Origin of the sequence: Undibacterium sp. TC9W, assembly GCF_049339865.1 — a bacterium.
In the GTDB taxonomy this organism is placed as follows: Bacteria; Pseudomonadota; Gammaproteobacteria; order Burkholderiales; family Burkholderiaceae_D; genus Undibacterium.
This window is the reverse complement of record NZ_JBMPPJ010000015.1, coordinates 1-12479: the sequence shown is the minus strand read 5'-3', so window position 1 is coordinate 12479 and position 12479 is coordinate 1. Positions and strand designations below refer to the sequence as shown.

At 49.6% G+C, this 12479-nt stretch carries 7 protein-coding genes; 2 read left to right on the top strand and 5 right to left on the bottom strand.

Annotated elements, in window-relative coordinates; translation table 11 throughout:
• On the top strand, nt 1–3360 hold the full coding sequence (locus ACO0LN_RS19965) for a glycosyltransferase (protein ID WP_422976763.1): 3360 nt from the start codon (nt 1–3) through the stop codon (nt 3358–3360).
• 34 nt (nt 3361–3394) lie between these two features.
• Here the strand turns inward: ACO0LN_RS19965 and ACO0LN_RS19960 are convergent, their stop codons facing one another.
• The 5 genes from ACO0LN_RS19960 to ACO0LN_RS19940 form a co-directional block, all read right to left on the bottom strand.
• Nucleotides 3395–4372: a hypothetical protein gene (locus ACO0LN_RS19960; protein ID WP_422976761.1), complete on the bottom strand. Its 978-nt coding sequence runs from the start codon at nt 4370–4372 to the stop codon at nt 3395–3397.
• 12 nt (nt 4373–4384) lie between these two features.
• Nucleotides 4385–5908, bottom strand: coding sequence for an MBOAT family O-acyltransferase (locus ACO0LN_RS19955; protein ID WP_422976759.1), 1524 nt, complete (start codon nt 5906–5908; stop codon nt 4385–4387).
• A gap of 38 nt (nt 5909–5946) precedes the next feature.
• Nucleotides 5947–6756, bottom strand: a complete 810-nt coding sequence (locus ACO0LN_RS19950; RefSeq protein WP_422951914.1) for a Crp/Fnr family transcriptional regulator — start codon at nt 6754–6756, stop codon at nt 5947–5949.
• A gap of 116 nt (nt 6757–6872) precedes the next feature.
• Entirely contained in the window at nt 6873–8114 is a 1242-nt protein-coding gene (locus ACO0LN_RS19945) for a tetratricopeptide repeat protein (RefSeq protein ID WP_422976757.1), read from the bottom strand.
• The gene (locus ACO0LN_RS19940) at nt 8111–10000 is read right to left on the bottom strand and encodes a CHASE2 domain-containing protein (RefSeq protein ID WP_422976755.1); all 1890 of its coding nucleotides are present in this window, start codon (nt 9998–10000) and stop codon (nt 8111–8113) included. The genes ACO0LN_RS19945 and ACO0LN_RS19940 overlap by 4 nt, the downstream gene beginning before the upstream one ends.
• A 407-nt stretch (nt 10001–10407) precedes the next feature.
• Between ACO0LN_RS19940 and ACO0LN_RS19935 the strand changes: the two genes are divergently transcribed.
• Nucleotides 10408–11775 (top strand): FecR family protein, encoded by a 1368-nt coding sequence (locus ACO0LN_RS19935; protein WP_422976753.1) that lies wholly within the window; start codon nt 10408–10410, stop codon nt 11773–11775.
• The last annotated feature ends 704 nt before the right edge of the window (nt 11776–12479 follow it).

Genomic DNA, 12479 nt, shown 5'->3' with positions numbered 1-12479 from the left:
ATGCAGATACATCAATTCAGCCCTTCCTGCGGAAGAGGTGACGGCGTCAGCAATGGCATGTTCTTTACCCGCAAGCTGCTGCGCGAGATGGGTTTTACTTCCGCCATTTATTGCGATCTGGTGCAGGATGAAGTCCGTGATGAAGTGCAGCACTATAGTGAATTGCAGCTTGCTGATGATGACGTTTTGCTGGTGCATCACAGTCTGGGTTATGAGAATTGCGCCTGGCTCAAGGATATCAAGGCACGCAAGGTACTGGTGTATCACAACATCACGCCACCGCAGTTTTTACCCGATAATGGCTTGCCTGAATTAAGCATGCTGGGCAGGCAGCAACTGGCCTCGTGGGCGCAGGATTTTCAGGCTGCGATTGGTGATTCTGATTTGAACAGTGCAGAGTTGCGTGCCGCTGGTCATACAGATGTAACGACGATTCCCTTACTGGTCGATGTGACCCGCTGGCAGCATCATGGCTATAACACGGCGCTGATCAACAGCTTGCGTGATGCCCACAATATCCTGTTTGTTGGCCGCCTGTGCGAGCACAAGCACCAGTTGCAATTACTGGACATGCTCGATGAATTGCGCCACTTCTCGCGCCAGCCCGTACGCCTGATATTGGCCGGTGGTGTCACCAGCATGCCGTATGAACAGGAAGTACATGCCCGCATCGCTGAATTGAAACTCGATGCCCAGGTGCTGATGACAGGCAAAATTTCTGATGAAGATTTGCTGGCCCTGTACCGCAATGCTGATGCCTATGTCAGCCTTAGCGAGCATGAAGGTTTTGGCATGCCTTTGATAGAAGCCATGCTGCATGATGTACCTGTGATTGCGCGTGCTACTGAAGGCGTTACTTCCACCATGGGCGGTGCAGGTATCTTGCTGGATGCTGACGTGACTCCGGCCACATGTGCCGCGCATGTGCATATGCTCTTGACTGAACCCGCTTTGCGCCGTCGCATCATTGCCGGTCAGCGACAAAATATTCAGCGCTTCTCGCGTCAAAAGATTCAGGCAGATTTGCAGCAATTCCTGCAAAAGCTGGGCGCACAAATTCCTCAAGAGACACTGGCTATCAGTGAGCAGCAAAAACCCTTGTGGCAGATAGAGGGGCCTTTCGATTCCACCTATAGCCTGGCTATCGTCAACCGTGAACTGGCGCGTGCTTTGGCGTCCCAAAAGGACGACGCTGTGCAACTGGGTTTGCGCAGCCGTGAAGGTTATGGTGATTTCGTCGCCTCGGCAGATTTTCTGACAGCCAATCCCGATATCGCTGAATTGCAAACTGTATCGCAACAGGCAGTAAATATGCCTGACCTGGCCCTGCGCAATTGCTATCCGCCTACGCTAGATGATATGCAGGCGCGCGTCAGGGTAGTGAATTCTTATGGCTGGGAAGAAACCGGTTTCCCGCAAGAGTTTGTCAATGAATTCAATCGTAAGCTGGATTTGATTTTGGTAGTGTCGCGCTTTGTCGGCACAGTTTTGCGTGACAATGGCGTGCGCGTGCCGATTGCTGCTGTTGGCAATGGGGTTGATCATGTCATGCGGGTTGCTGCGTTGCCGGTACCGCAGGCTATTTTGGATAGTCTCAAGACTTATCGTTTCCTGCATGTCTCGTCCTGCTTTCCGCGCAAGGGGCCGGACGCTTTGTTGCTAGCCTATGGTCAGGCTTACCGGTCCAGTGATGATGTCAGCCTGGTCATCAAGACTTTTCCGAATCCGCATAATGATGTGGCTGAACAATTGGCAGCGCTGCAGTCTGCTGACCCGGATTTCCCGCATGTATTGATCATCATGGATGATTATAGCCAGGCGCAAATGCGTGGCTTGTATGAAGCATGTGATGCGCTGGTTGCTCCCAGCCGTGGCGAAGGTTATGGCTTGCCGATTGCAGAAGCCATGTGGCTGAAACTGCCGGTGATCGCTACCGCATGGAGCGGGCAGATGGATTTCTGCGACGACAGCAGGGTCTGGTTATGCGACTACCAATATGCGAAATCAACTTCGCATTTCAGTTCCACACATTCAGCCTGGGCTGACCCCGATGTCAGTCATCTGACTGCGTTGATGCGGGAGGTACATGCCAGCACGGCAGATGTCATCGCCAGCAAAACTGCGGCAGCGCATGCTTTCATATCGACGCACTACGCCTGGTCAGATGTCGCCAGCAGAACCCGTCAGGCGATTGCTGCGCTGGAACAGCAGCCGCTGTTACGCAAGGAGCCGCGCATAGGCTGGATCAGTAGCTGGAATGCGCGTTGTGGCATCGCTTCTTATTCATCTTTCCTGACCGCTGGCATGCCGCAGGACAGGGTGGTTTATTTGAGCAGCCATATCCCTGAAAGAACGGCACGTGATGCTGAGAATGTCATCCGCAGCTGGGATGCCAACATGCAGGAAGATCTGGAACATACCTGGCTGATGATTCAGGAGCAGAAACTGGATGTGATTGTTATTCAATACAATTTCGGTTTCTTTTCACTGGCTGCCATGGCGCGCCTGATCAGGCGAGCCAAGGAAGATGGTAAAACCATCCATATATTCTTCCATTCGACCGCAGATGTGCAAAGAGAAGATGGACTGATCAGCTTGTCTACAATCGCTGCAGAATTGAAGCTGGCTGATCGCATCTTCGTGCATGGCCTGGATGACATGAACCGGCTCAAGGGACTGGGTGTTGCCGATAATCTGGTGTTTTTCCCACAAGGCCTGATGCCGACGCTGGAACATGCTGCAGCCAGGGTAGATACCACGCGTCTGGCAGGCAAGACTGTGATTGCTGCTTATGGTTTCCTGTTGCCGCATAAAGGCGTGCAGGCCTTGATCAAGGCATTCATAAAATTGCGCGGGCAGGGTGGGAATTATCATTTGTTGCTGGTCAATTCACTCTATCCATCTGGCTTGTCCGACAATGAATACCATCAATGTCGTCATTTGATTTTTGAATCCGGCCTGGATGCGCATGTGACTTTCCTGTCTGATTATCTGACGGATGAAATCAGCCAGTCATGGCTGCAACAGGCAGACCTGATTGTTTATCCGTATCAGCAAACGCAGGAATCTTCGAGTGCTGCTGTGCGCATGGGGCTGGCTTCTGGCCGTCCGGTGGCAGTGACGCCTTTGTCGATTTTTGATGATGTCAAAGATGCAGTGCATGTATTGCCTGGTACTGAACCTGCAGACATTGCTGAAGGGATCACTGCCATTTTGCATGATGGACAAAGGCTGAAAGAGAAAGCAATACAGGCGAAAGTCTGGACTGCCACCAGGCAATGGCCAGCTTTATCGCAACGCTTGTTGAATACGATTGATGGTATTGCGAATGCTTTAGATATTGATATCGGTCGCATCTGAACGCAAAAAAACGGCGGATATATTCCGCCGTTTTTTATGGTTGGCCGCAAGCTGCCTGAGAACGTGTTTGCAGTAAAGCGATCAGGTTGGCTGTATGCTTTTGCCTGGCCCAGTCTTGCAGATGATGGTCGGTGTCAAAGAACCAGCTCTCTGGATACATGAAGTCTTTTGGCTTGCCCAGATATTCTATGCCCAGCTTATTCATACGGTCCGGCAGTCCGGCGTAAAAAGCCAGGTCTTCAGCATCGGTATCGTATTTGGCATGGTGTAGTAGCACTGTGGGCATGGCGATCAGGCAGATGTTATTTGTCTTTGCCCATTGCGCATAATTTTCCATGAGTTTCCAGCCGCCAGTTTCTGTGGCTGCTCTATGTGCATAATCCCAGGCCTTGGTCGCCTTGACTGTGGCGATATCACCGGCGCTGCGTTCTGCCGCACTGGTATGAGTCTGATCGCCCCGTGCATCGAGATGATGAGCACCGTAAGTACCGCTGGTGACCGGGCCGTCTGGCAAATGTCGCAGACCATGCAGCCAGCGATCTGCTCCCAAACCTGCTGCATACTGCAGTTGAGTACTGCGCGACAGGCTGCGCCAGTAATCCAGATCCCTTGCCATGACATAGTCGATAATCTGTGAGTTGGCTTTGCCTTCGTCAAGGTAAAGCGCATATTCCATGGGCATGAGTATGGTGTCGCCGGGACGAGCAACACGACGCGATACGTCCAGTATATAAGGCAGGCCGAGCCCGGCATTCACCGCAAGATTGATGACAGGTTTTTGCCAGTAATTTTCGAGCATGCCTGAATCTATGCCAAACATGGCGTTTGAACCTGCCACGATCAATACACGTGGCGTTTTGACTTCTTGTGCTGCGTGGATTTTATGTTGATAAGCATCATAGACCCAGCGTGAACTGGCAGTCGGCGAGCCAAGCTGGTATTTGATACCGACTACCCATAAGAGGCTGAGAGCCAGGAAACTGCCAGTCAAAGCGAGCAAGAATTTTTTCATGTCCTCGCCCGCTTAAAAATTGAAATACAAAAATTCTGTGGCTGGCCGGACGGCCATCCATTTCAGTGCAAACCACAGGCAAGTACCTGCAATGATGCCCAAAGCGATTTGTCTTTTTTCGCTGAGTGGTGTGATGGCGATATTCGGGCTGGGGTCGTAATTCAGTAATTCCGTGGTGTTTGGCAAAAACCAGACAACAGCCATGCCTATGCCTATCCACAACCAGCCGACATCCGGTGAAGTGCTCAATAATCCTTCAACTACCTGGGCAAGATTTTGCCAGGGCAAGGCAGGCAGATATGTACCTGAATCAGGTTGCAACAGGGCGGCATACATGTGTGCCGCACTTGTCATGTCAGTTGAGCGGAACAGTACCCAGGCAAAAGCGACCAGAATGAAAGTCACAGCAACCGCAATTGTCTTCGGCAGCTTGCCCCAGAGTTTAGTGAGCGTGGGACTGCTTTCCAATACATGGTGCCAGAAATGATTGATGAGCAGCGCGCTGCCATGCAAAGCACCCCATAAGAAGAAATTCCAGCCTGCACCATGCCACACACCCGCCAGCAACATCGTCAGCCACAGATTGCGGTAACGCATGAATTGGCCGTGACGGTTTCCACCCAGGGGAATGTACAGATAGTCGCGCAAGAAACTCGACAGTGTCATATGCCAGCGCCGCCAGAAATCGATGATGGAAGTGGCTTTGTAAGGCGAGAAAAAATTGACAGGCAGCTTGAAGCCAAACATCAGCGCCAGGCCAATTGCCATGTCGGAATACGCAGAAAAATCGAAATACAATTGCAGGGTATACGCCAGCATGGCTTGCCATGCCGCTTCGCCACCCGGTATTGCCTGTCTGGCCAATTCAAATACCGGGCTGGCATAGCGCGCCATGCTGTCAGCAAGTATGGTTTTTTTGAACAGGCCCAGGGCCAGAAAACAGGCACCAGTGATCAGTGCTTCTTTTTGTCTGAACAGAGGATTGTCATCTGCTCTGGTTTGCGCAATCAGAGGCTTGTGATGGACGATAGGCCCGGCGATCAGTTGCGGGAAAAAAGAAACAAAAAACAGATAGTCGAGCGCATTATGTCTTTGCACGTCACCGCGCCGGCAATCAACCAGATAGGCGATTTTCTGGAAGGTGACAAACGAGATGGCCAGTGGCAAGACGATGGGGTCTATTGGCGGTGCTGCATGAAATGCCGCAAACAGATTGGCGAGCAAGAAATAGGTGTATTTGAAACCACCCAGTACCAGCAGGTTAAAGCCTATGCCTGCCTTCATCCATCTTGCTGCATGCAGATCCAGCGCTTGCTGCCTGGCCTTCAAAATGCGGCCACCAAGCCAGAAATTGATGCTGATTGAGCTCAGGAGTACTGCCAGATACCGCACATCCCAGACGGCATAAAATACCAGTGAGGCCAGCACCAGCCAGCCCAAGGCTGGCCTTAATCCCCATTGACGTTTGCACAGCATCCATATTGCCAGTGTGAGGGGCAGGAAGAGGAACAGAAATGCAAAGGAATTAAATAACATGGCGTGCAGTCAGGCCTGGGGTGATGCCGGTGAAGCGTTCACGCAGTAGCGCCCAGCGCCAGTTTCTGCAATTCGTCGGGTTTGCGTATGATCAGGCGATGCAAGTCTTTTTCTACTATGCCTTGCTGAGCCAGATGCAGGAGCGCGCGGGTGACAGTCTCGCGGCTGGTGTTGATCATCATGGCGATGTCCTGATGGGTGGGCAGGTTTTCTATGACTTCGAGATTGCCGGGCATGATTTTCTTGAACAGGGCGATGAAGGCATAGATGCGGCGTGAGGTATTGCCTATGCTGAGCAAAGCACGGAATTCGGAATCGCGTTGTATTTTTTCGGCCAGATGGCGCAACATCATGTTTGCCATGGCTGGTGAATGCGAAAACAAATGCAGTGCCGTGGCACTAGGCAAAAAGCCGACCAGTACATTGCTCAAAGCGACTACCGAGGCAGAACGTGGCGTGCCATTAATGATCGCGATCTCACCAAAAAAATCACCTTCCTTGAGCATGCGCAGACCGATGGCGCGGCCATCTTCAGTCACATCGACAACTTGCAATTGCCCTGATAGCAAAAATAACAGGCTGTCACCGATGCCACCTTTTTGCAATACCACATCCCGTTTATTGAAGTGACGCACGCGCATGTCACCCTTGACCTTGTTCATGTCTTCATCGCTCAAGCCCATCAGCAAGGGGATGTTGCGCAAGTTGACAGTGATCTGGTTGACCTTGACCTGCACTTTGGTCTGTATGGGAATATTTAATTGCAGTTGCCCAGGCAGGGGCGCTTGCGACTCCCCGGCCGGTGCCTTGTTGTGAATAACAGCGACTTCGTTATTTGATACCGTCATTGGTCAATCCGATTGTAAAGAACCCATGACTTGCAATGGTGATGGCCCTTCATTCGTTTTCAATATTTCCTGATTCATAGATGACAAATGGTGATGCTGGCATGAAAATTCAAATTTTAAAAATTCTGCCATTGCCAGCTCAATTGTACCGACTTGCTATTGTATTGAAGGATGGAGATATTTTCCTTGTTATTTATCGCACGGAATTCCAGTTGCAGCGACTGTTTGTCCGTGAAATACCAATTCAACCCCGCTTTTACAAGCTGTAGATCTTGTCGCCTTGCTACATCTATCAGGTTGGGCGAGTAAATTTCAGCGCTTTGCCATATTTGTTTGCTCCAGCCTAATTCCAGCTCGCTTTGCTGGGATAACTGCCGCCTCAGATTTAAATTTCCATAGTAGCCAGTCCTGTGGCCACCCTGTCTGTCTGCATGAGCCCGGTCGGCCATTGCTGCCAAACCAGCTTGCAGCTGGTATTTCTGGGTTTCATAGGATAACAGGCCGCGTAATTCCCAGGTGTGGGCATCGAAATTCCCCAGAGTCGGGTACTGTACATTGGTAAACCCTGCCATGGTACTGAAACGCCAGGAGCTACCCTGGCTGACTGCCGGTGACAGGCGTAATTGTACAATTTCCTGTTTTTGATACAGCGTACCACCGAGGCTCAGTGCGCTGACCAGGGCAGTACCCCGGATGCCGTAATCCCGCCATTTCCATGGTTTTTCCACGCCAAGGGCAAGTGCCAGTGTGTTGTAGGCGCTCAGACTGTCATAACTGCGCAGGCGCGCCTGGGCAAAACCTATGGTGCCGTTATTGTTGATTTCCTGGGATATATTGCCAGACAAACTGGCAAAGCGGTCCGCTTTGGGCTGATACTCTGGTAAAAGCTGCAAGGTAATTTGCTCAGTGCCGCTGCCTAAAGTGAAAAAAGGATTGCTGGCACCCTGATTCACATTGGTGTCATATCCGGCCTCTATAGCAATCGCGATGCGCCTTTCTGGCGCAGCAGGAATGCAGTTCTTGGGTTGCCATAATTCCAGTTTATATAATTGTTCTTCAGATAAAGGCAGGTTTTGCCGCATTTTAAGCAATACTTTATCGGCTTCTTCTTTGTTGCCCAATTTGCATTGCAGCATAGCCAGATCCAGCCATGCACCGGCATGCAGGGGTTTTTTCTCTATCAGGGTGCTGAGCATGGCTTTGGCATCATCATTGCGTTTTTCGCTGATGGCCTTTAATGCTTCCAGATACAGTGTTTCGCTTTCAGCTTCATTGTCGGCTTTTGCGACTGTATTGCCAAAGATGAGCAATAGCACCAGCAAAGGCAATTGAAGCGCTATTCTTTGCATCATTTTCATGCAGTAACCTCTACCGTATAGATGGTAGTTGGTTTTTCCTTGCCTTTCAGCAGGCGCTCGCCCAGTGCCTGGAATTGATGTCTGGTCGATCCCTCAACCGTACCTTTGCCGATGATGATGTCGTGCGGGTAGTGACGTGCCGCGTCCTCCAGACGTGAGGCCGTATTGACGCTGTCGCCAACGGCAGTGTAGATGCTGCGGAAAGAACTGCCAAAATCTCCTGCAATTGCAATGCCACTTTCTATTCCGATTCTGACTCTAATCTTTTTTCTCCCTTGTTGTTCGTATTGGGCACTCAATTTCCTGACATTTCTGACAATTTCTATCGCTGCATCCAGGGCCAGGTCAGCATGGTTTTCCACCGGCAATGGCGCCCCCCAAAAAGCTACCAGGCCGTCACCGGTATATTTATCCAGAGTGCCACCTTTGGCCAGCACAGGGCCGGTCAGGCATTCCAGAAATTCCCTTGTCAGATTGGCCGCCCCTTCCATAGGCAGGTTTTCTACCTGGCTGGTATATCCCTCCATGTCAGCAATCAGGGTAGTCACATGTAACTGCCTTGGTGCCAGCGGGTCTTTCAAATCACTGCGTAATAATTCTTGCACCACTGCTTTGGCGACATATTGTTGCAGGGTTCCTAATAGTCTTCTCGACTTGCGCTGCGCAGTCTGCCAGCCAAAAGGCACCGCAACCGCCAATAAAAAAAAGTTTGCTGCCAGAGGGCCTACCGGGGAAAACCACATGTCGTGATCAACCACCAGATAAGCCAGTGCTACCCAGGCCACTGAAGCCAGACCCAGCATCAGGGTATTTGACCAGGCAGAAAAGCGCGGAAACATGAACATCGCCATTCCTGCCGTCAGCACTGTAAACAATAAAGCGATCAAACGTCCTGGCCACTTCACGTACGCCCTGCCTTCGTGCTCATCAAGCATGGTGCTCAGGGCCTGGGCATGTACCAGGAAACCACTGGTCGAATACCATAAAGGAGTCGGTACCCGGTCTGCCAGTGCCAGGGAGGACGAGCCAATGATGATGTATTTGCCACGCAAAGCTTCAAGTGGAGCCATATCTTGCAATACGCTCAAGGCGGGTACGACTTCATACGAAGACAATGTCCGGCTATATTCAACGCGCGAAAATCCATTTTCATCCACATCTGAAAAGCGGCTTTTATGGGCAAACAATTGATTCGCGTTCAATTTGGAGCAACATTCCAGTAAAGCACGTGACAATTCTGAATAAACTTTTCCGTCGAAGCGAGTCTGAACCGGAATCCGTCTTAAAGTTCCGTCAAGATCAGGCACAAATCCAATATTGCTGACATAACGCGCATTGCTAAGACCAGAGTGATTGGCAATATAGCCGGTAGCTTGCGCCATACGGGCAAGCTCGGCCTGGTTAAAAGCCGCAACTGGTTTGCCACCTGTCAGTTGGCCATTGCGTGCCGGTGTCTGCTTGTTTTTGTCAAAATCGAAGGCTTGTGCCAGCACCACTGGGCCATGCTCCGCCAATGCCGCCAGTCTTTGGTCTCCTACCGTATCTTTATGTTCTTCAAAGTAAATATCCAGCGCAACGCCACGTACATCAAACTCGGTGATGAGTTTTTCTATCAGATCGGCAATGCGTTCTCTGGGCCAGGGGGCTGCCCCCAGGACGGAAATACTGTGATCGTCAATATCGATCAAAGCCAGTCGTTCTTCTGCCCGGTCTTTGGCGCGCAATTGCACGAACTGATCCCTGAGCCACTCATCACCAGGTAGTGGTCTGCCATTTTCTGGCAAATATTCATTCAGCGCACACAAGCCCACGGCCATGATGGCTATCAGCAGCCACAAGTAGGATTTGGCAGAAATACGCAAAAAAAAATCAGACAGAGGCCTCATGATTGCGTAAGAAGGTCCGTTGAATTATTCACTGGGCGATGAGGTGATCTGGATGTTCATGTCAATCAAAAATTATTTTGGCAGCATCATAAGCCGGATTAAACGAAGTGTGTTGAAACTTGAACATCTTTTTGCGGAGCGGCAATACAGTAAGCGATGGTCGTGGCAAGAATACTTGTCTATCCGGTATAGCTTTGCCCATCCATAATAAACCTTCTGATTTCAATGGCTTAGCAAAAAACTGTTATAGTAGCCTGAATTTGTAAATTGTGACCGTCATCACAATATTTTTTGTATATCAGAGGATAATGCTAAAAATATGTGCAGGTGTAAATCTGTACGAGCCGGTGCAATGTGCGCCTGGTGTGAAAGACTTTGCCGGTAGTTATGGCAAGCGAGGATGAAATATGAAGAATAAAACACAGAATGTTCTAAGCCAGCTGGTCCGGTGGACGCTGGCATTCGGACTGGCGATTCCTGCGATGGCATTTGCAGAGGACGCGGTCAAGGTGTCCCAGGTTTGGGGTAAGGTTGAGATAAATGGCAAACCGGCAATGATTGATAGTGCCGTTGCAGAAGGCGCCAGTATTAAAACCGGGGCTGATGGCTACGTTTATTTTAAAACCGTGGATGATGGTTTGTTGATTGTGCGTCCGAATAGTGAAGCGCGCATCGTCAGTTATCATATTGATCAACAAAATCCTGCAAATACTCGCGTTAAGCTGGAATTGATTTCTGGCGTGGCTCGTAGTGTGTCGGGTAATGCCGTGAAGCAGGCAAGACAAAATTTCCGTTTTAATACACCAGTTGCCGCTATTGGTGTGCGTGGTACGGATTTCACGGTTTTCACTGACAAGGATACAACACGAGTAGTCGTAGTCGATGGCGGTATTGTCGTCAGCGGCTTTGGAGGCGCGTGCTCTCCACAAGGTGCAGGCCCATGTGAAGGCGCAGCGGCTGCCGAGTTGTTTGCCCGTCAACAAGGTGTTTTGTTGCAGATCAATAAAGGCCAGAACAAGCCGCAATTATTGCAATCGGCTCCCGGTTTGACACCAGATGCCATCGCCCCACCAAGGGCCGATGAGCCTGCAAGCAAGACTGCAGCTAATAATAGTAGCGCTGCTTTGATCGCTCCTGCTGCAACTGATCCTAATCTCGATCCTAACAAGGTTGGTAATGTGAAGCAAACATTGGCTTCGAATACCAATAAGACGCCTAACAATACCGGTGCGGGTAATAGTAATAATGCAACATTGACGAATACCATTATCTGGGGCCGCTGGTTTGAGCTTTTTGGCAAGAAAGCTGATTTTGATATTACCAAGCAAGATCAGAATGGGGCTTCGCCACGCGGTACTAATGCATATTTTGCTATTTTCCAGGCCAAAAATACGGAATGGCAAGTACCAACCACTGGCACCATGGGCTTTGCATTGAAAGATAGTCAAGCCGTTCTCGTCGATAATATCAAGAGTCTGGAATCGGCGGCAAAGCTGGAAAATGCCAAATTGCAACTGGATTTTGCCAAGGCGACCTTCACTACAGGATTTGATGTTGTTTCTGGTAGTGAGAGATTCGCCTTGAAAGGTGAGGGCTCTGTGACGAGTACGGGTATCTTGTATGGTGCTAATCAATATGTGCCTGCTGCCAACATGTCGGTACAAGGTGTTGTGACCAATGAAAAAGGTGGTACGGCTGCTTATATATTCCAGTCCAAATTAAATGAAGATGGCACCCGCATGGTGTACGGGGTGACAAACTGGGGTAAACAATAGGTGGTCGTGTCAGCTTGTGCTAAGTAATTAGCTCAAGCCAGTCTTAAACAGTCTTAAATAAATAAGGGCTTCTGCGGAAGCCCTTATTTATTTTTATGACATGATTAAGTGCATAAATAATATTGTCTGTATTTGCCTGCATGTATATGCCTATATAGGCCTTGAACTTAAAAGTGTCGTTCAGGTCAGTGTATTGCCAGGCTTTTCTGGGGCCATATTTAATACTGAAGTATGTAAATGGTTTTGTAATTTGATGTAACGAAATATTCATTTTGGTTTACTTCAAGTCAGGCCTTATAATTGTAGGTTGGCAAAGTCATATCTAGGCTTTTCATTTGAAAGCTGTTTCTGCAGAGCAAATGAAAAATTTCGGAATACCAGCCAAATGTTGTCAAGTGTTACTTTTTTTTGAAAATGTGATACCAGTCACATCTTCGATTGGGTGCTTCTGCGATTATCGGCTTGCCGTAACGCGAGTAAGTGCCTAAAAAGCAAGCTTCGCATCTTTTAAATTAATTAAATTAGGAGTTCTTAAATGGCTAATACAGCTGCTGATATCCAAAAGCTTTACATCGCATACTTCAACCGTCCTGCAGACCCAAATGGTCTGGCTTACTGGATGGCACAAGGTTTCACACTGAACCAAATCGCCGACAGCTTCTCCAAACAAGCAGAATACGCCACCGTATTCGCTGGTAAAACAA

Excerpts from the sequence above, each read along its gene's own strand:
- ACO0LN_RS19965 (WP_422976763.1), top strand. The coding sequence starts at position 1 with ATGCAGATACATCAATTCAGCCCTTCCTGCGGAAGAGGTGACGGCGTC.
- ACO0LN_RS19960 (WP_422976761.1), bottom strand. The coding sequence starts at position 4,372 with ATGAAAAAATTCTTGCTCGCTTTGACTGGCAGTTTCCTGGCTCTCAGC.
- ACO0LN_RS19955 (WP_422976759.1), bottom strand. The coding sequence starts at position 5,908 with ATGTTATTTAATTCCTTTGCATTTCTGTTCCTCTTCCTGCCCCTCACA.
- ACO0LN_RS19950 (WP_422951914.1), bottom strand. The coding sequence starts at position 6,756 with ATGACGGTATCAAATAACGAAGTCGCTGTTATTCACAACAAGGCACCG.
- ACO0LN_RS19945 (WP_422976757.1), bottom strand. The coding sequence starts at position 8,114 with ATGAAAATGATGCAAAGAATAGCGCTTCAATTGCCTTTGCTGGTGCTA.
- ACO0LN_RS19940 (WP_422976755.1), bottom strand. The coding sequence starts at position 10,000 with ATGAGGCCTCTGTCTGATTTTTTTTTGCGTATTTCTGCCAAATCCTAC.
- ACO0LN_RS19935 (WP_422976753.1), top strand. The coding sequence starts at position 10,408 with ATGAAGAATAAAACACAGAATGTTCTAAGCCAGCTGGTCCGGTGGACG.